The sequence below is a fragment of the Pseudomonas sp. H9 genome (assembly GCF_004353925.1).
In the GTDB taxonomy this organism is placed as follows: Bacteria; Pseudomonadota; Gammaproteobacteria; order Pseudomonadales; family Pseudomonadaceae; genus Aquipseudomonas.
This window is the reverse complement of sequence record NZ_SMOK01000008.1, coordinates 122,728-141,962: the sequence shown is the minus strand read 5'-3', so window position 1 is coordinate 141,962 and position 19,235 is coordinate 122,728. Positions and strand designations below refer to the sequence as shown.

General features: G+C 60.6%; 15 protein-coding genes. 8 read left to right on the top strand and 7 right to left on the bottom strand.

The features are described from left to right. Nucleotides 1–19 precede the first annotated feature (19 nt). Together E1573_RS06830 and nagZ are read left to right on the top strand one after the other, a co-directional pair. Nucleotides 20–544: a L,D-transpeptidase gene (locus E1573_RS06830; protein ID WP_133211906.1), complete on the top strand. Its 525-nt coding sequence runs from the start codon at nt 20–22 to the stop codon at nt 542–544. Nucleotides 545–566: 22 nt separating this feature from the next. Continuing rightward, nucleotides 567–1,565: a beta-N-acetylhexosaminidase gene (gene nagZ / locus E1573_RS06825; protein WP_177494569.1), complete on the top strand. Its 999-nt coding sequence runs from the start codon at nt 567–569 to the stop codon at nt 1,563–1,565. A 61-nt stretch (nt 1,566–1,626) separates the two neighbouring features. On the opposite strand, the gene E1573_RS06820 is transcribed toward nagZ, so the two are convergent. From E1573_RS06820 to mfd, 3 genes are read right to left on the bottom strand one after another with little or no spacing between them, the layout of a single operon-like run. After that, entirely contained in the window at nt 1,627–3,951 is a 2,325-nt protein-coding gene (locus E1573_RS06820) for a DEAD/DEAH box helicase (protein ID WP_133211902.1), read from the bottom strand. A 2-nt stretch (nt 3,952–3,953) separates the two neighbouring features. After that, nucleotides 3,954–4,469, bottom strand: coding sequence for a CsiV family protein (locus tag E1573_RS06815; protein ID WP_133211900.1), 516 nt, complete (start codon nt 4,467–4,469; stop codon nt 3,954–3,956). A gap of 10 nt (nt 4,470–4,479) precedes the next feature. Beyond that, entirely contained in the window at nt 4,480–7,929 is a 3,450-nt protein-coding gene (mfd, locus tag E1573_RS06810) for a transcription-repair coupling factor (RefSeq protein WP_133211898.1), read from the bottom strand. A 169-nt stretch (nt 7,930–8,098) separates the two neighbouring features. Here mfd and E1573_RS06805 point away from each other — a divergent pair, with 169 nt between their 5' ends. From E1573_RS06805 to sthA, 3 genes are all read left to right on the top strand, one after another. After that, a complete protein-coding gene (locus E1573_RS06805) occupies nt 8,099–9,562 on the top strand; it encodes a glyceraldehyde-3-phosphate dehydrogenase (RefSeq protein ID WP_133211896.1) in 1,464 nt (487 codons plus the stop codon). A gap of 72 nt (nt 9,563–9,634) precedes the next feature. Next, nucleotides 9,635–10,630, top strand: coding sequence for an FAD:protein FMN transferase (locus E1573_RS06800; protein ID WP_133211894.1), 996 nt, complete (start codon nt 9,635–9,637; stop codon nt 10,628–10,630). 229 nt (nt 10,631–10,859) lie between these two features. Further along, complete coding sequence (sthA, locus tag E1573_RS06795) at nt 10,860–12,254, top strand: Si-specific NAD(P)(+) transhydrogenase (protein ID WP_133211892.1); 1,395 nt, start codon at nt 10,860–10,862, stop codon at nt 12,252–12,254. A 42-nt stretch (nt 12,255–12,296) separates the two neighbouring features. On the opposite strand, the gene E1573_RS06790 is transcribed toward sthA, so the two are convergent. Together E1573_RS06790 and E1573_RS06785 are read right to left on the bottom strand one after the other, a co-directional pair. Next, nucleotides 12,297–13,019, bottom strand: coding sequence for a glycerophosphodiester phosphodiesterase (locus tag E1573_RS06790; protein ID WP_133211890.1), 723 nt, complete (start codon nt 13,017–13,019; stop codon nt 12,297–12,299). 27 nt (nt 13,020–13,046) lie between these two features. Beyond that, complete coding sequence (locus E1573_RS06785) at nt 13,047–13,634, bottom strand: PilZ domain-containing protein (protein ID WP_133211888.1); 588 nt, start codon at nt 13,632–13,634, stop codon at nt 13,047–13,049. Nucleotides 13,635–13,728: 94 nt separating this feature from the next. Between E1573_RS06785 and E1573_RS06780 the strand changes: the two genes are divergently transcribed. The 3 genes from E1573_RS06780 to E1573_RS06770 all read left to right on the top strand — a co-directional run bounded on the left by E1573_RS06780 (nt 13,729) and on the right by E1573_RS06770 (nt 16,987). After that, nucleotides 13,729–14,979: a lipoprotein-releasing ABC transporter permease subunit gene (locus E1573_RS06780; protein WP_133211886.1), complete on the top strand. Its 1,251-nt coding sequence runs from the start codon at nt 13,729–13,731 to the stop codon at nt 14,977–14,979. 7 nt (nt 14,980–14,986) lie between these two features. Beyond that, nucleotides 14,987–15,670 (top strand): lipoprotein-releasing ABC transporter ATP-binding protein LolD, encoded by a 684-nt coding sequence (gene lolD, locus E1573_RS06775; RefSeq protein WP_177494567.1) that lies wholly within the window; start codon nt 14,987–14,989, stop codon nt 15,668–15,670. A gap of 72 nt (nt 15,671–15,742) precedes the next feature. Beyond that, complete coding sequence (locus E1573_RS06770) at nt 15,743–16,987, top strand: lipoprotein-releasing ABC transporter permease subunit (RefSeq protein ID WP_133211882.1); 1,245 nt, start codon at nt 15,743–15,745, stop codon at nt 16,985–16,987. Between the two features lie 67 nt (nt 16,988–17,054). Here the strand turns inward: E1573_RS06770 and E1573_RS06765 are convergent, their stop codons facing one another. Together E1573_RS06765 and E1573_RS06760 are read right to left on the bottom strand one after the other, a co-directional pair. Beyond that, a complete protein-coding gene (locus E1573_RS06765; protein WP_133211880.1) occupies nt 17,055–18,413 on the bottom strand; it encodes a heavy metal sensor histidine kinase in 1,359 nt (452 codons plus the stop codon). Continuing rightward, nucleotides 18,410–19,090, bottom strand: coding sequence for a heavy metal response regulator transcription factor (locus E1573_RS06760; RefSeq protein ID WP_133211878.1), 681 nt, complete (start codon nt 19,088–19,090; stop codon nt 18,410–18,412). The genes E1573_RS06765 and E1573_RS06760 overlap by 4 nt, the downstream gene beginning before the upstream one ends. Nucleotides 19,091–19,235 lie beyond the last annotated feature (145 nt).

The window sequence follows — 19,235 nt, the reverse complement described above, 5'->3', positions numbered from 1 at the left end:
ATCGGCTAAGCTAGCGCCTATGCCCAGTCTGGATCTGCTGCACATTTCCCTTGCCGATCAATGCCTCTATGGATTTGCCCAGGGGCAGCTGTGCCTGCGCCTGCCGGTGTCCACTGCTGTGAAGGGAGCGGGAGAGCGTAATGGCTCCGGCTGTACGCCTCGCGGCTTGCATCAGGTGCGAGCGAAGATCGGCGGCGATCTGCCGCAAGGTGCCGTGCTGCGTGGCCGGCGTTGGACGGGCGAAATCTGGACGCCTTCCCTGCATCTGCAGTACCCCGGTCGCGACTGGATCCTCAGCCGTATCCTTTGGCTCAGTGGTTGCGAGCTCGGTGTGAATCGCATGGGGGAGGTCGACACTTTCCGTCGTTACATTTATCTGCACGGTACGCCCGATTGCGAACCTATGGGCGTTCCGTTGTCCCATGGCTGCGTGCGCCTGCGCAATGCTGACCTGTTGCACCTGTTTGATCGGGTGCCGCTGCATTGTCAGGTGCGGATCGAACATGCCGCGTGCCCTCAATGGGCCAATACGCCCCTGAACTGAAGGATCAAATATGAGTGCCAGCCTGCAAGGCTCGTTGATGGTGGATGTCGCCGGTACCTGGCTGACCGCTGAAGATCGCCAGCTGTTGCGCCAGCCCGAAGTGGCCGGACTGATCATTTTTGCTCGCAACATCGAATGCCCGCGTCAGGTACGAGAGCTGACTGCCTCGATCCGCGCCATCCGCCCTGACCTGATCCTGGCAGTGGATCAGGAGGGTGGTCGGGTCCAGCGTCTGCGTCAGGGCTTTGTGCGCCTGCCGGCGATGCGCGCGATTGCCGACAACGACAACGCCGAGTACCTGGCCGAGCAGTGCGGTTGGCTGATGGCCACAGAAGTGTTGGCGGTGGGCCTGGACCTGAGTTTTGCCCCGGTTCTGGACCTGGATCACCAGCGCAGTGCGGTGGTTGGTAGCCGAGCCTTTGAGGGTGATCCGCAGCGGGCCACTGCATTGGCCGGTGCGTTTATTCGTGGCATGAACGCCGCTGGTATGGCCGCGTGCGGCAAACACTTCCCAGGGCATGGTTGGGCTGAAGCGGACTCTCACGTTGCAATCCCGACCGACGAGCGCAGCCTGGAGCAGATACGCGCTGCCGACCTGGTGCCTTTTACACGCCTGAGTGGCCAATTGGCTGCGGTGATGCCGGCGCATGTGATTTATCCACAAATCGACAACCAGCCGGCAGGTTTCTCGCGTCGCTGGCTGCAAGACATCCTGCGCGGTGAGTTGGGCTTTGACGGCGTAATTTTCAGCGATGACCTGTCGATGGCCGGTGCTCATGTGGTGGGTGATGCTGCCAACCGTATCGAAGCGGCATTGAGTGCCGGTTGTGACATGGGGCTGGTGTGCAACGACCGCGCATCAGCTGAGCTGGCGTTGACCGCAGCGCAACGCTTGAAGGTCAAGCCGTCGCCACGTATTGCTCGCATGCGCGGGCAGGGCTTTGCGCGTACCGATTACCGTCAGCAGCCGCGCTGGTTGGAAGCACTGGGCGCGTTGAAAGAAGCGCAGTTGGTCGATTGAGTTCGCGGGGCAAGCCTGCTCCCACGGAGGTCGGTGGGAGCGGGCTTGCCCCGCGACGCTTTCAACCTGTTTTCGACGCTTTGCGCTTCCCAGGCAACGGCGCAAACAAGGCATCGATATCCTCTGCCGCCAACCGCCAGTCTCCTGCTTGTCTGCCATCCAGCACTCCAGCAGCCAATGCCGACTTCTCCTGCTGCAGTTGCTGAATCTTTTCCTCCACCGTGCCACGGGTAATCAGCTTGTAAACGAACACTGGCTTTTCCTGGCCGATGCGATACGCGCGGTCGGTGGCCTGGTTTTCCGCGGCTGGGTTCCACCAAGGGTCGAAGTGGATCACCGTGTCGGCGGCGGTCAGGTTCAGGCCAACTCCACCGGCTTTGAGGCTGATGAGGAAGATCTGTAAGCGTCCGCTCTGGAAGTCTTGCACCGGTGCCCGGCGATCACGGGTCTCACCGGTCAGCAGTGCATAGGCAATGGCGCGTTGCTGCAGCTCGGCCTCAATCAGTCGCAACATGCTGGTGAATTGCGAAAACAGCAAGACGCGACGTCCTTCGGCGAGCAGCTCTTCAAGCATTTCCATCAGGCTGGCGAGCTTGCCGGAATGGGCGCTGCGGGCCGTTGAGGCCTGGCTGTTGACCAGGCGCAAATCGCAGCAGACCTGGCGCAGCTTGAGCAAGGCTTCAAGGATGATGATCTGGCTGCGGGCCACACCTTTGCGAGTGATTTCGGCGCGTACTTTCTGATCCATGGCCAGGCGCATGGTCTCGTAGACATCGCGTTGGGCGTCGCTGAGCTCGACCCAGTGGATCATCTCGGTTTTGGCGGGCAGCTCGGTGGCGACCTGCTCTTTGGTGCGTCTGAGCAGGAAAGGTTTGATTCGCGCATTGAGGTGCTGCAAGCGCTCATCGTTGCCCTGGCGTTCGATGGGCACCCGGTAGTCGCGGTTGAACGCCTTGGCATCGCCGAGCCAGCCCGGCAGCAGGAAATGAAACAACGACCACAGTTCGCCCAGATGATTTTCCAGCGGCGTGCCGCTCAGGCACAGGCGTTGGCGCGCTTCAAGCTGGCGGGCGGCCTGAGCGGCTTTGCTGCTTGGGCTCTTGATGTACTGCGCTTCGTCGAGAATTAGTACGTGGAACACCAAGTCCTTGAAGTGCTCGAGGTCTTTGGGAAGCAGGGCATAGGTGGTCAGCAGCAGGTCATAGTCCTGCAACTGCTCAAAGTGCTTGCGCCGACCAATGCCTTGTAGGGCGAGCACCTTCAAGCCGGGGGCAAAGCGCGCAGCCTCATCCTGCCAGTTGGGGATCAGGCTGGTGGGCATTACCACCATGGCGGGGCGAGTCAGGCGCCCGGCATTTTTTTCGGTGAGCAGGTGGGCGAGGGTTTGCAGGGTTTTGCCCAAACCCATGTCATCGGCAAGGATGCCGCCAACGTCCAGCTCGCGCAGGGCCTGCATCCAGCTCAGGCCTTCGAGCTGATAGCTGCGTAGGGTAGCGTTGAGGCCGTCAGGGGTGTGTGCCGGTTGTAGGCGGATGTCGCGCAGGCGTTCAGCCAGGTTGCGCACCCGGTCGCCACCTTGCCAGCTCAGCGGCAGTTCCTGCAGGGCGTTGAGGCGAGTGGCGTCAGGGGTGGCCAGGCGCAGGCTGGTTTCGCCCGGCTCGCGTTGATAGAAATCCCCCAAGGTGGCCAGCACCGGTTTCAGTCGCCCATAAGGCAGGGCGACTTGCAGTGAGCGGCGGCCGCCGGTGTGGCCGGGTATTGTTACCAGCAATTGCTCATCTTCGCGGCGCTTGGCCAATTGCGCGGTGTTGAGCAATTCAGGATGCGTGCGTAACAAGTTCAGCAGGATCGGTAGCAGGCTCAGGCGCTCGCCATCGACCACAATACCCAGCTCAAGGTCGAACCAGTCACGCTCCGGTGCTTCCTGGATTTGCGCATACCAGTCGTCTACCGGGGTCAGATCGAAGGCGAAGTCATCGGCAAACTCAATCTGCCAGCCTTGTTCACGCAGGGCCGGCAGTTCGCTCAGGACGAAGCGCAGCCAGGCACTGTCGTTGGGTAGCTCGAACGGATCGCCGGCGCTTTCTGGCAGTGCCTTGCTTTGGCGTGTAGCAATTTTGAAGCCCAGGCGCAGCAGCGTGTCGCGCAGGCTGCGCTCGGCGGCGGGCTGGCGCTGGATGCGTAGCGTTTGTTCGGCTTCATGTTTGATGATGGCAATGTTCTTGGTGCCGCAGACGTACTCGCCGGCGTAACCGAAGGCCAGAGCTGCCCGGTGCTGGATGTGGCGCTGCATGCGCCCGTTGCGCGGTTCGAAGGCGCTGAATTCGATGCTGCCCAGCCACAACCGCGGTTGTGGCTGGAGGGTGTCAATCAGTTGCTCGGGCATTTTCAGGGCTTGCTGACCTTGAGCAGCAGGGCCAGGTGGCCGCCGTCAAGGAAGGTCAGTTCTCCATTTTTTACCGTGCTGTTGCTCTGCTTGAGCTGTTCGCTTTGGGTGACGGCACCGTTGCCATCGAACTGGTTGACCCAGACGTTGGCCTCGACGCTGATAAAACGCTCTTCTTTCAGGTTCAGGTTGCCCTCGATGGGGAAGTGCCCGAACTGCTCTTTACCGTCACTGATGGCAACGCTGCCGGCATCCTGTTTCCAGGCTTTGTGCAGCAGCACGGTGTACTGGCTGTCGGCGCTCAGCTTGGCTGCCTCATCGGTCATTGCCGGTTGGCGCAGGTCGCCTTTGGCAATGGCCGGGGCGCCGTTGCTCCAGTCTTCCGGGGCAAACTGGCTGGTGATCGCGGGTACGGCGTTCTGCCGTACCAGCAACATTTCGACCTGGTAAACGCCTTCGGCAAACGCCGCTGGAGTGAACAACGCCAGCAGCAGGGTCAGGCAGCGAATGGCACGCATGGGTTTTCCTTCACGCAGATTGTGGGGTCAGGCGCTCGAACAGCGCCTCGAGGTTATTGAAGCGTTCTTCCGGGCGCTCCATCGGCACCATGAATTTGAACTGGGTGGCGCCTTCGAATTTGTAGCGCTTGGGCTGACCCTGGATCAGTTTGATCAGCACCAGTGGATCGACTGGGGTCTCGGCCTCGAACTCGATCTTGCCGCCGTTGGGGCCAGCATCGACTTTCTTGATGCCAAGCTTTTCCGCTTGCAGCTTGAGCAAGGTCAAGCGCACCAGGTTTTTGGTTGGTTCCGGCAGCAGCCCAAAGCGGTCGATCATTTCCACTTGCAGGTCTTTGAGGCCGTCTTCGTCTACCGCTGAGGCGATGCGCTTGTACAGGATCAGGCGCGCATGCACATCCGGCAGGTAATCTTCGGGAATCAACGCAGGCAGGCGCAGATTGATCTCTGGGCCGCCGCCCAGCGGCTGATCGAGGTTCGGCTGAGTGCCTTTGCGGATGGCCTTGACCGCACGCTCAAGCATTTCCATGTACAGGGTAAAGCCAACTGCCTGGATCTGGCCGCTCTGACCTTCGCCGAGCAGTTCGCCGGCACCACGGATTTCCAGGTCGTTGGTGGCCAGTACGAAGCCGGCGCCCAGGTCTTGGGTATTGGCAATCGCTTCCAGGCGCTTTTCAGCATCCGGGGTAATTTGCTGGCGGGGCGGTGTGAGCAGGTAAGCGTACGCCTGGTGGTGACTGCGCCCGACACGACCGCGCAACTGGTGCAACTGGGCCAGACCGAACTTGTCGGCACGCTCGATGATGATGGTGTTGGCGCTGGGTACGTCGATACCGGTTTCGATGATGGTCGAGGCGATCAGCACGTTAAAACGCTTGTGGTAGAAGTCGCTCATTACCTGTTCGAGCTCGCGTTCGCGCATCTGCCCGTGGCCGATGCCGATACGCGCCTCAGGCACCAGTTCGGCAAGGTCGGCAGCGCATTTTTCGATGCTCTTCACGTCGTTGTGCAGGTAATACACCTGGCCGCCACGCAGCAGTTCACGCAACAGTGCTTCTTTGACCGTGCTCTTGTTCTGTTCCATGACGAAGGTGCGCACCGACAGGCGGCGGGCGGGCGGAGTGGCGATGATCGACAGATCACGCATGCCCGCCACGGCCATGTTCAGGGTGCGCGGAATCGGGGTGGCGGTCAGGGTGAGGATGTCCACCTCACTGCGCAGAGCCTTGAGCTGTTCTTTCTGACGCACGCCAAAGCGGTGTTCTTCGTCGATAATCACCAGACCAAGGTCTTTGATCTTGACGTCGTCCTGTAGCAGCTTGTGGGTCCCGATGACGATATCGATCTTGCCCTCGGCCAGGTCGGCGACAGCTGCAGCCACTTCCTTGGGCGACTTGAAGCGGCTCATCACTTCTACGGTCACCGGCCAGTCGGCGAAGCGGTCGCGGAAGCTGTTGTAGTGTTGCTGGGCGAGCAGGGTGGTCGGAACCAGAATGGCCACCTGACGACCGCCATGCACGGCAATGAAGGCCGCACGCATGGCCACTTCCGTTTTGCCGAAGCCGACGTCGCCACACACCAGGCGGTCCATTGGCTTGGCGGCCAGCATGTCTTCGCGCACTACTTCGATGGCGCTTTGCTGGTCGGGCGTTTCTTCGAACGGGAAGCCGGCGCTGAAGGTGGCGTAGTCCACCGCCGGGTCGGCAAAGGCATAACCTTTGCGAGCGGCGCGCCGGGCATAGATGTCGAGCAGCTCGGCGGCCACGTCGCGTACCTGTTCGGCGGCTTTGCGCTTGGCTTTTTGCCAGGCTTCGGAGCCGAGCCGGTGCAGCGGTGCCAGGGCGTCATCGCTGCCGGTGTAACGGGCGATCAAGTGCAGGTTGGCCACCGGCACGTAGAGTTTGGCGCCTTCGGCGTATTCCAGAGTCAGGAACTCAGCTGCCTGGTTGTCGATTTCCAGGGTCGCCAGGCCCAGGTAGCGGCCTACGCCGTGGTCGATATGCACCACCGGCGCGCCTTCGCGCAGCTCGGTGAGGTTCTTGATCACGGCATCGTTGTTGGCATCGCTGCGCTTGTCGCGACGGCGGCGCTGCATGACCCGTTGCCCGAACAGCGGGCTTTCGGCGACCAGGGCAATGGCCGGGTCGTCCAGCAGAAGGCCTTCATCGAGCGGCGCGATGGTGATCGCCAGGCGCTCCTTGCCAGCAACGAAAGCGCTCCAGCTGTCGACGGTTTGTGGTCGTAGCTTCAGGCGTTCGAGCAATTCCAGCAGGACTTCACGCCGGCCTGCCGACTCGGCAGTGAACAGTACGCGCCCCGGGAATTGGTCGAGAAAACCCGAGAGGGCCGCCAGCGGCTGATTGGCTTTGGCTTCGATGGCCAGGCTTGGCAGTGGCTGAGCGGGGAAGCGTTCACGGCCGACGCCGCTGTCGACATCGTCCTGGCTGACGACCACCCGCGGCCAGCTTTTAAGGCGGGCAAAGCAGTCTTCCACCGGCAGGAACAGTTCGGCGGGAGGCAGTATCGGGCGCGACAGGTCAATGCGCCGCTCTTCATAGCGATTGCGTACATCGTTCCAGAAGTGTTCGGCTGCCTGCTCGACACCCGGCAGCGAAAATACCTGGGTGTCTTGTGGCAGGTAGTCGAACAGGGTCGAGGTGTCTTCAAAGAACAGTGGCAGGTAATACTCGATGCCGGCGGGCGTAATACCGCTCGACAGGTCCTGGAAGATTGAGCAGCGACGGAAGTCGACGTCAAAACGTTCGCGAAAACGTGCCTTGAACTGCGTGACCGCTTCTTTCTGCAGCGGAAACTCGCGGGCCGGCAGCAGCCGCACGGAGTCGACCTTGTCGATCGAGCGCTGGGTTTCCGGGTCGAAGGTGCGCAGGGTTTCGATTTCGTCGTCGAACAGGTCGATCCGGTAGGGCAGTTTGCTGCCCATGGGGAACAGGTCGATCAGCGCGCCGCGCACAGCGAATTCGCCGTGTTCGTACACCGTGTCGACGCAGCGGTAGCCACTGGCTTCCAGGCGCAGGCGCATCTGCTCGACGTCAAGCTTCTGGCCGATGTCCAGCACCAGGCTGCTGCCCAGCAGGAAACGAGTAGGTGCCAGTCGATGCAGGGCGGTGGTAATCGGCACCACAAGAATGCCGTGATCAAGCTCTGGCAGCCGGTACAGGCTGGCGATCCGCTGCGAGATAATGTCCTGGTGCGGCGAGAACAGGTCATAGGGCAGGGTTTCCCAGTCGGGGAACGGCAGTACCGGCAGGTCAGGTGCGAAAAAGCGCAGTTCCTGCTCCAGCCGGTCAGCGCTCTGGCTGTCGGCGGTCAGCAGCAGGGTAAAGCGCTTGGCGGCGCTGGCGGCTTCGGCAATGGCCAGGCTCAGGGCAGCGCCCGGCAGGTTGCCCCAGGTTTGTTTGCCGGCAGTGGCCGGCAGGTGCGGTAGACGCAGAACAGGCACGGGAGGTCGAGCTCCAAGCGTTGCGACAAAGACGCCAATTGTACCGGGCAGAGGCCCGTGCTGTCAGGTTTGCGCTGCCTATTTGCATGTAGTGACAGAGTGGCGACAGGCGCTCATTGCTCGATGGGCTGCGGGGCGTCATAATGTAGCCCCTTTTTTCTGTCCCTACATGTGGAAGGTTCCCGTGACTCAGAAGCCCGACCAGTGTCTTGGTGAGTGGATTGATCGTGAAGCACTTGCAGAAGCGATGATCCCGCTTATCGGTCAGCTCTACCGCAATAACAATGTGGTGAGCTCGATCTATGGCCGCAGCCTGATCAACCGCTCGGTGATCTCGATCCTCAAAGCACACCGCTTTGCTCGTCATCGCCAAACCGACGAAACCGAACTCTCTGTCCACGAGACATTCCCGCTGCTCAAAGCGATGAGCGAGCTGAAGCTGGGCGCCGCTTCGGTCGACCTGGGCAAGCTGGCCAACAAATTCAAGCAAGAAGGCAACGGTCGTAGCGCCGAGCAGTTCGTGCGTGAAGAAATGGCTGAAGTGGTTGGTCAGCAGAACGCTTCGGCGCGTAAAGGCACCGACGTTGTTCTCTACGGTTTTGGTCGTATCGGCCGCCTGCTGGCGCGCATCCTGATCGAGAAAACCGGTGGTGGCGACGGCCTGCGTCTGCGTGCCATCGTTGTGCGCAAAGGCGCCGAGAACGATCTGGTCAAGCGTGCCAGCCTGCTGCGTCGTGACTCGGTTCACGGCCCGTTCGATGGCACCATCACCATCGACGAAGCCAACAACACCATCACCGCCAACGGCAACCTGATCCAGGTTATCTACGCCAAGAACCCAAGCGAAGTCGACTACACCCAGTACGGCATTGAAAACGCTCTGGTCGTCGATAACACTGGTGTATGGCGTGATGCCGACGGTCTGGGTCAGCACCTGGCCTGCCCGGGCGCCGCTCGCGTGATCCTCACCGCTCCTGGCAAAGGCGCGCTGAAGAACATCGTTCACGGTATCAACCACGGCGACATCAGCGCTGACGACAAGATCATCTCGGCCGCTTCGTGCACCACCAACGCCATTGTGCCGGTGCTCAAGGCTGTGAACGACAAGTTCGGCATCGTCAACGGTCACGTTGAAACCGTTCACTCGTTCACCAACGACCAGAACCTGATCGACAACTTCCACAAGGGCAGCCGTCGTGGCCGTGCCGCGCCGCTGAACATGGTTATCACCGAAACCGGTGCTGCCACCGCAGCCGCCAAGGCGCTGCCAGTGCTCAAGGGCAAGCTGACCGGTAACGCGATTCGTGTTCCTACGCCGAACGTGTCGATGGCCATCCTGAACCTGAACCTGGAAAAAGCCACCTCTCGCGACGAGATCAACGAGTACCTGCGCCAGATGGCCATGCACTCGGATCTGCACAAGCAGATCGACTACGTGAGCTCCCAGGAAGTGGTCTCCACTGACTTCGTCGGTTCGCGCCACGCCGGTGTGGTCGATGCCGAAGCCACCATCTGCAACGATAACCGCGTTGTCCTGTACGTTTGGTACGACAACGAATTCGGTTACAGCTGCCAGGTAGTGCGCGTGATGGAAGACATGGCCGGTGTAAACCCGCCAGCTTTCCCACGCTAAGCTTGTCTTGGTTGTGAAAAACGGGAACCTCAGGGTTCCCGTTTTTTTTGCCTGAACATTCCAGGAGGAAGGATGCGCAATGCGTTGCTGGTAGCTGTGTTGGCGAGTCTGCTGGGCTGTGATCAGGGTGCATCGCTGGAGCGCATCAGTGGCCCGACCATGGGCAGCAGCTACACCGTGCAGTACGTGCGTACACCTCAAGGGCCTGCGCCAGAGCAGGTCAAGCGTGAAGTGGAGGCTGTGCTTGAAGGTATCGACAAACACTTCTCCACCTATCGCGGTGACTCGCAGATAGAGACCTTCAACCGATTGCCCGCCAACAGCTGTCAGCGCATGTCTGCCGATGTATTGGAACTGGTGCGCGTGGGTGAGCAGTTGTCACAGGAAAGCGCCGGTGCTTTTGACCTGACCGTGGAGCCGTTGCTGGACCTGTGGGGGTTCGGTCCGCAGTCGCGGCTGGAAAAAGTGCCCGATGCGCAGGCGCTGGCCAGGGCGCGGCTGCGTGTCGGGCATGGGCATTTGCGCATAGCCGGTGAGCAGCTGTGCAAGGATGCGCCGGTGGCTGTGGACTTCAACAGCATTGCTGCCGGGTACGCAGTGGACGTGCTGGTTGAGCGGCTTAAAGCCCTGGGCATCGCGGATTTACTGGTCGACGTCACTGGTGAGCTGAAGGCAGTGGGGCGCAAGCCCGATGGCCACGGTTGGAAAGTCGCCTTGGAATTACCCCGCGATGATCGCCAGATTGTCCAGCAAATGGTGGTTGTCGATGGCTTCGGCGTTTCGACCTCCGGTGACTATCGCAATTATTTCGAGGAGAATGGCCAGCGCTATTCGCACACCTTTGATGCGCGCCTGGGGCGACCGGTGAAGCACAACCTGGCGGCAGTCACAGTGTTTGATCGATCAACGCTGATGGCGGATGGGTACTCCACCTTGTTGTTGATCCTTGGGCCGGAGCAGGGCTGGGACTTTGCTCTGCAGCATGGGATCGCCGCAGTGTTTGTGACCCGGGTCGCGGATGGTTTCGCTTCTCGGAGCACGCCGGCGTTTGCTCAGGTGGTGGAGTGAAAAGGCTTCGCGGGGCAAGCCCGCTCCTACACAGACCGGTGGGAGCGGGCTTGCCCCGCGATAAATACATGTAGTGCAGAGAAAATTAGCCTACGACGCGACCAAGGGTTAATGTGCGCGGCGTTCAAGCTTGATTAGACTGCACCCGAATTTTTTCATGGCGCCGCTGGCGACATGATCTAGCCCCGCTCGCCAATGTGGCGACCGGGCCTGTTCTAAAGGAGTACGCATGGCTGTCTACAACTACGACGTAGTGGTGCTGGGTTCCGGCCCCGCAGGAGAAGGGGCGGCAATGAATGCTGCCAAAGCAGGACGCAAGGTAGCGATGGTCGATAGCCGTCGTCAGGTCGGCGGTAACTGCACCCACCTGGGCACCATCCCGTCCAAGGCCCTGCGTCACTCGGTACGCCAGATCATGCAGTTCAACACCAACCCGATGTTCCGGGCCATTGGTGAACCGCGCTGGTTCTCGTTCCCTGACGTGCTTAAAAGCGCCGAGAAAGTCATTGCCAAGCAAGTGGCTTCGCGCACCGGTTACTACGCGCGCAACCGCGTCGATGTATTCTTCGGTACTGGCAGCTTCGCCGACGAGCAGACCGTTGAAGTGGTCTGCGCCAATGGTGTGGTCGAGAAACTGGTTGCCAAGCACATCATCATCGCCACGGGTTCACGCCCGTACCGCCCGGCCGATATCGATTTCCACCATCCGCGGATCTACGATAGCGACACCATCCTCAGCCTCGGCCACACCCCGCGCAAACTGATCGTTTACGGCGCAGGCGTGATCGGCTGCGAATACGCCTCGATCTTCAGTGGTCTGGGTGTGCTGGTCGAATTGGTCGATAACCGTGGCCAGTTGCTGAGTTTCCTCGACTCGGAAATTTCCCAGGCGTTGAGCTACCACTTCAGCAACAACAACATCACCGTTCGCCATAACGAAGAGTACGAGCGGGTTGAGGGTCTGGATAACGGCGTGATCCTGCACCTGAAGTCGGGCAAGAAGATCAAGGCCGACGCCTTGCTCTGGTGTAACGGCCGTACTGGCAACACCGACAAGCTGGGCCTGGAAAACATCGGCATCAAGGTCAACAGCCGTGGCCAGATCGAAGTCGACGAAAACTACCGTACCCAGGTGCCGAACATCTATGGCGCCGGTGATGTGATCGGCTGGCCAAGCCTGGCCAGTGCGGCTCACGACCAAGGTCGTTCGGCGGCTGGCAGCATTGTCGACAACGGTAGCTGGCGCTTCGTCAATGACGTACCGACCGGTATCTACACCATTCCGGAGATCAGCTCGATCGGCAAGAACGAGCAGGAGCTGACCCAGGCCAAGGTGCCTTACGAGGTTGGCAAGGCCTTCTTCAAAGGTATGGCGCGTGCGCAAATTGCCGGCGAGCCGCAGGGCATGCTGAAGATTCTGTTCCACCGTGAAACCCTGGAAATCCTCGGCGTACATTGTTTCGGCTACCAGGCTTCGGAGATTGTTCACATCGGCCAGGCGATCATGGATCAGCCGGGTGAGCGCAATTCCCTGAAGTATTTCGTCAACACCACCTTCAACTACCCGACCATGGCTGAAGCCTATCGGGTAGCGGCCTACGACGGCCTCAACCGGCTTTTTTGAGCGGCTCCGGCCGGTGGCCTGAGCCGGCCGGGGAGACCGATTTCAGCGATTCTCGAGGGTGGCGCTGGCCAAACCGGGAAAGTCTGTAATCAGGCTGTCTACGCCGAAGTCAGCGAGCCTGCGCATCAGCGCCGGTTCGTTGACCGTCCACACCGACACGTGCAAACCCTGACGCTGGGCCTTGATCAGGCGCTCAGGGGTGCACAGTGTCCAGTTCAACGCCAGCAGATTGCAGCCATAGTTCTGGGCGACCTTCAGTGGGTCGAGCCAAGCGTATTCGGCAACCAGTCCCCGAGAAATATCCGGTGTCAGCTCAAGGGCTGCGCCCAGCACTTCCCGCGAGCTGGAGGTGATGGTGATCTTATCGAGCAGGCCGAATTGCTGGGCCATCTCGCGAATCGCCAGCACTGTGGTGACAGCACGGGTACGTGAGGCGCTTTTGACCTCAAGCTGCCAGTGATCGAAATCGCATTTCTGGAACAGCTCTTCAAGGCGAGGAATGGGGCTGTGCGATACCCAGCCCGGGCCACCCTTGCGTGCATCGTAAGTGACCAGGTCGGCCGCCATGTGCTCGGCCACTTTGCCGCGTCGGCCGGTGGTGCGTTTGAGGGTAGGGTCGTGGATAACCATCAGCTCGTTGTCGGCTGACAGGTGCAGGTCCAACTCGCAACGGCGCACGCCGTGCTTGAGACACTGCTGGAAGCTGGTCAGGGTATTTTCGGGGGCTTCGCCCTTGGCGCCACGGTGGCCGTAAATCTGGGTCACGGTTGTTCCTTCAAAAAATAGGGAGACTCAAGATGCGCTCGGGGTGTTCTGCTCCAGCGCCTGGCGCCGTTGCTGCGCCTGGCGTTGCAGGATATAGCGCGCCAGCAACTGACGCTGGGCGTCGGTCATGTCGATGAACTCAGTGCCGATTTCGTACAGGCCATCAGGCTGGCGGTCGCAATGGGTGACTCTGGCACGCAGCAACAGGCCAAGCGCTTGTGGCATCAACACCATCTTCACCGCCACTCGCGCGTCTGCGGCCAGCGGCTCGGCTTGATTGAACTCGATACCGCCTTCGGACAACACCACCGCTTGTGGGGCGCTGATCTGCCCGAGCAGGGTTTGTGCGACTACAGCGCTCAGCAGGTCGATGCGTTTGTTCTGAGCCTTGAGGAAAGCGGCGAGGGTGCGATCTTTGTCGCTGAGCTGGCGCAGCAGGTGCTGAGACTCGAACTCACTCAGGTGCAGCTCGCTCAGGAGGTTGAAAAGTGGTGAATCATCTTGCAACAAGTCTGGGCCAAGGGCTGCAGCAGTACTCAGCGGGCGAATTTCCAGTGCGATCCGGTCCTCGATACGGTAGTATTCGCGGCGATCTTCTTCATCTAATGTCGACATGGCGAACCCATGGTAGCGGCGGTGGTCTGAGTGTAAAGCTGCTATTCAAGCCCCGCCACAAGGACGTTCCTCTTTCATCCGAACAAGCCCCGACATGTTCAGACCTCTCTTCGTATTCATCGGTACGCGTTACACCCGTGCCAAGCGCCGTAACCACTTTGTCTCGTTCATTTCCCTGACTTCGATGATCGGCCTCGCCCTGGGCGTGGTGGTGATGATCGTGGTGTTGTCGGTCATGAACGGTTTCGATCATGAAATGCGTACCCGGGTATTGGGCATGGTGCCCCATGCCACACTGGAAAGCGGCCAGCCGATCAACGACTGGCCAGCCCTTGCCAATCAAGTAAAGCAGAACCCCCGGGTTGTGGCGGTGGCGCCGTTTACCCAGATGCAGGGGCTGCTGACCCATGAGGGCAAGGTGCAGAAGGTGCTGCTCAACGGCATCGATCCGGCCCAGGAACGGCAAGTCTCGATCATCGACAACTTCATCCGCGAAGGTCAGCTCGATGCGCTGGCGCCGGGCGAGTTCGGCATCATGATCGGTGACAAGGCCGCAGCCAAGCTGGGTGTGGGTATCGGCGACAAACTCACCTTCGTGGCTCCAGAGGTCACCGTCACCCCGGCGGGGATGTTCCCACGCATGAAGCGATTTACCGTGGTTGGCATCTTTCACGTCGGTGCCGGTGAAATCGACGGCTACCTGGGCCTCACCAACCTCTCCGACCTGTCGCGCCTGCACCGCTGGAAAGCTGATCAGGTTCAGGGCCTGCGCCTGAAGTTCGACGACCTGTTCCAGGCGCCACGCGTGGCCTGGGATATCGCCCAGAAGCTGGGTGAACAAGAGTTCTACGCCCGCGACTGGACCCGTACCCACGGCAACCTCTACCAGGCGATCCGCATGGAGAAGGCCATGATCGGCCTGCTGTTGCTGCTGATTGTGGCGGTGGCGGCCTTCAACATCATTTCCACCCTGGTGATGGTGGTCAACGACAAGAAGGGCGACATTGCCATCTTGCGTACCCTGGGGGCGACTCCAGGGCAGATCATGGCGATTTTCATGGTCCAGGGCACCGTAATCGGTGTGGTCGGTACCTTGATCGGCGGCGTTGTCGGTATTGCCGCAGCGCTGAACGTCAGCGCTGCCATCGCCGGGCTCGAGCGCCTGATCGGCCACAAGTTCCTCAATGCCGACGTCTACTTCATCGACTACCTGCCGTCCCAGGTCATGGCCGAGGATGTGTGGATGGTATGCGGTGCGGCATTGGTCCTGAGTTTCCTCGCCACCCTGTATCCGGCCTGGCGTGCGGCACGCACCCAGCCTGCGGAGGCGCTACGTTATGAGTGAGTTGGGCATGAGTAATCAAGCAGTGCTGAGTTGCCGCAACCTGGGCAAATCCTACGAGGAAGGCCCGGAGTCGGTACAAGTGTTGTCCGGTCTGCAGTTGGAGCTGCACCCGGGTGAGCGGGTGGCTATTGTCGGCAGTTCGGGGTCGGGTAAAAGTACTTTGCTCAACCTGCTTGGCGGTCTCGACACGCCGACCGAGGGCAGTGTCTGGCTGGCCGGCGAGGAGCTGTCGGCCCTCGGCGAACGCGCCCGCGGTTTGCTGCGCAACCGTGCATTGGGCTTCGTTTACCAGTTTCATCACTTGTTGCCAGAGTTCACCGCGCTGGAAAACGTGTGCATGCCGTTGTTGATCGGTCGTACCCCGATCCCCGAGGCCCGTGAGCGTGCCGAAGCGCTGCTCAAACGCGTAGGTTTGAGCCATCGTCTGAATCACAAACCGGCTGAGCTGTCCGGTGGCGAGCGTCAGCGTGTGGCAATTGCCCGGGCCTTGGTCAATCGTCCGGGGCTGGTGATGCTCGATGAGCCTACCGGCAACCTTGACCATCACACCGCTCAAGGCATCCAGGACCTGATGCAGGAGCTGAGCCAGTCCTCGCAAACTGCGTTCCTGGTGGTCACCCATGACCTCAACCTGGCACGTCAGATGGACCGTGTGTTGCGCTTGGATGACGGGCACCTGGTGCCGATCTGACCTGACTGAGCCGCGTGCCCGTCAGCAATGGCGGGCCCCGTGTTCCTTTTTTTTACCTGGGTGCTTTCGTTCATGTTCAGACCCTTGTCAATTTTCATCGGCGCACGCTACACGCGCGCCAAGCGCCGCAACCATTTCATCTCGTTCATCTCCATGACCTCGATGATCGGCCTGTCGCTGGGCGTGCTGGCGATGATCGTGGTGTTGTCGGTGATGAACGGTTTCCAGCGCGAGATGAGCGCGCGAATTCTCGGCATGGTGCCGCATGCCAGTATTCTCGGTGTGAAGCCCTTGGATGATTGGCGTCCGGCAGCGGATGCGGCCCTGAAAAACCCGCAAGTGCTGGCAGTGGCGCCGCTTACCGAAATGGAAGGCATGCTGTCTTACAAGGGGGCGATGCAGCCGATTCAGGTCAGTGGTATCGACCCGGTGGAGGAGGGCAAGGTTTCGATCGTTGCCCAGCACATTGTCCAGGGCAGCCTGCAGGCGTTAAAACCTGGGGAGTTCGGCGTGGTGATCGGCGAGATCAGCGCCCGGCGTTTTCGCTTGAACGTCGGTGACAAGCTGACCCTGATTGTGCCGGAAGTGAGCAGCGCACCAGGCGGTATCACGCCACGCATGCAGCGCTTGACGGTGGCGGGCGTGTTCAAGGTGGGCGCCGAGCTGGACGGCTCGATGGCCTACATCCATATGGCCGACGCAGCGCAAATGCAGCGCTGGCAGCCCGGCCAGGTGCAGGGCGTGCGACTGAAACTCCAGGATCTGTACAGCGCGCCGCAGGTGTCCAAAGCCATCGCGGCAGACCTGGGCGGACAGTACCGCGCAGACGACTGGTCGCACACCCAGGGCAGCCTGTTCAGTGCCATGAAAATGGAAAAGACCATGATCGGCCTGTTGCTGCTGATGATCATCGCCGTGGCAGCGTTCAACATCATTGCCACGCTGATCATGGTGGTCAATGACAAGGGAGCGGACATCGCCATCCTGCGCACCATTGGTGCGACGCCTGCGCAGATCATGGGTACCTTCATGGTGCAGGGCACCTTGATCGGTATTGTCGGTACCTTGATTGGTGGCGTGCTCGGCGTGATTGCTGCGCTCAATGTCAGTCAGATTGTCGGTTGGCTGGAGCGAGTCAGCGGGCAACACATCTTTACCTCTGACGTGTACTTCATCAGCAGCCTGCCATCGGAACTGCAATGGGGCGATGTGGCGCTGATCTGCAGCGCTGGTTTGGTGATGAGCTTCCTGGCGACCCTGTACCCGGCCTATCGGGCTTCGCAGGTGGAGCCGGCTTACGCGCTGCGTTACGAGTAAAAACTAGCGCGGGGCAAGCCCGCTCCCACCGGCCGCTGTGGGAGCGGGCTTGCCCCGCGATAATGCTTCACGCTGCCGGCAAGTCAATCACAAAGCGCGTCCATCCCCCCGCTGACTCGGCGCGAATACGCCCACCGTGGGCTTGGATAATCGAGCGTGTGATGGCCAACCCCAGCCCAGCATGCTCACTACTGCCTTCACGTCGCGCCGGATCGGCCCGATAAAAGCGGTCGAACAACCGCGGCAGCAAGGTCGGGTCAATGGGTTCGCCGGTATTGGCAACTTGCAAGCGTACCTGCTCACCGAGTACCTCGATGCTGAGACGTATCTCGCCCTGTGCCGGGGTGAAGCGCAAGGCGTTGTCCAACAGGTTGGACAACGCCCGACGCAGCATGTGGCGGTCACCTTCCAACTTGGCCTTTCCTTCTCGTCGCAACGCGACACCCGCTTCTTCAGCCAGCGGCGCGTAATACTCCAGCAAGGCGTCAGCCTCTTCATCGAGCCTCAAGTGCTGGCGGCTGGGCATCAATAGACCATGATCGGCCTTGGCCAGGTAGAGCATGTCGTTGACCAACTGCGCCATCCACTGCAGCTCTTCAAGGTTGCTGTGCAAGGCTTCGCGGTATTCCTCCAGCTCACGGGGGCGGGTGAGGGTGACTTGGGTGTGGGTCAGCAGGTTCGACAGGGGGGTGCGCAGTTCGTGGGCGATGTCGGCCGAGAACGCTGACAAGCGCTGAAAGGCATCATCGAGCCGTTCCAGCATGGCGTTCACGGTTTGCGCCAGCTCGGCCAGTTCCACCGGCATTTGCCCCGCTGGTAGGCGTGTGGTCAACGAGCGTGCCGAGACTTTCGACGCCACTTCACCCATCTGCCGTAACGGGCGCAGCCCACTGCGTGCAGCCCAGGCACCCAGCAGCGCGGTGGCCAACGCCGAAAGGCCGACCGTCAGCCAGATCAGTTGCTGCATGCGCTGCAAGAAGTGCTGGTGGTGGGTGATGTCAAGAAACAGGGTTAGTTGCGCCGAGCGCGGGTCGTCATGGTCAAGAATGACGCACAGGCTACGGTAGTCAGCGCTGCTGCTATGAACGGTGCTCAGTCCGGGCACCTGGGGCGAGTCAGGCAAATTGGCCTGGCTGTCGAACCACAACTGGCCATCACTGCCGCGGATCCTCACGGCAAGGTCGGCCTGGTGGCTCAGCTCGGTTTGTAGCGCTGGCAGGCGCAGGGCGAGGCTGGCTGGATCATGAACGCCATCGAGCATTTGCCGTAACAGCGACAGACGGCTTTCCAGCAGTTGCTGATCGAGCTCGATGAAATGGCGTTCGCTGGCGTTGCTGAACAGCACACCAGCGGTCAGTGACACTGCGGCGGTGCATGCAGCAAACAACAGTGCCAGGCGGCCGCCCAGGGACAATCGACGCATCAGGCCGCCCGCTCTTCAAGCACGTAACCCATGCCGCGCACGGTGTGGATCAGTTTGTGTTCGTGAGCGTCGTCGATTTTCAGGCGCAGGCGACGAATCGCCACTTCAATGACGTTGGTGTCACTGTCGAAATTCATATCCCAGACCTGGGAGGCAATCAACGACTTGGGCAGCACTTCGCCTTGTCGCCGAAGCAGCAGTTCGAGCAGAGCAAATTCCTTGGCGGTCAGGTCGATGCGTTGACCATTGCGTTCGACTCGGCGGCGGATCAGGTCCAGGCGCAGGTCAGCAAGCCCCAGGCTGGTTTCTTGCGCCGGGCTGCTGCCACGGCGCAGCAGGCTGCGCACCCGGGCCAGCAGCTCGGAGAAGGCAAAGGGCTTGACCAGGTAGTCATCGGCGCCCAGCTCCAGGCCGTGCACGCGGTCTTCCACGGCATCGCGGGCCGTGAGGAACAGCACCGGGACTTCACTGCCGGAGGCGCGTACAGCCTGAAGAATTTGCCAGCCATCGCGGCCCGGTAGCATGACATCGAGGATCAACAGATCGTAATCGCCCGTCAGGGCCAGGTGTTGCCCGGTGTTACCGTCACTGGCCAGCTCGGTGGCAAAACCTGCTTCACTTAAGCCTTGGCACAGGTAGTGGCCGGTCTTGGTCTGGTCTTCGACGATTAGCAGTTTCATCGTGATGGCTCTTGGACATGGATTGCCGGGTGGTTATACCGCGTCGGGTAGGGTAGGTGGCTAAGCTGACAAAGTTGTAATCTTTTTGTCAGGTAGCTGCCAGCGCCGGTTTTCTACAGTGAAGCCTGATTCGTCGCAACCCTGG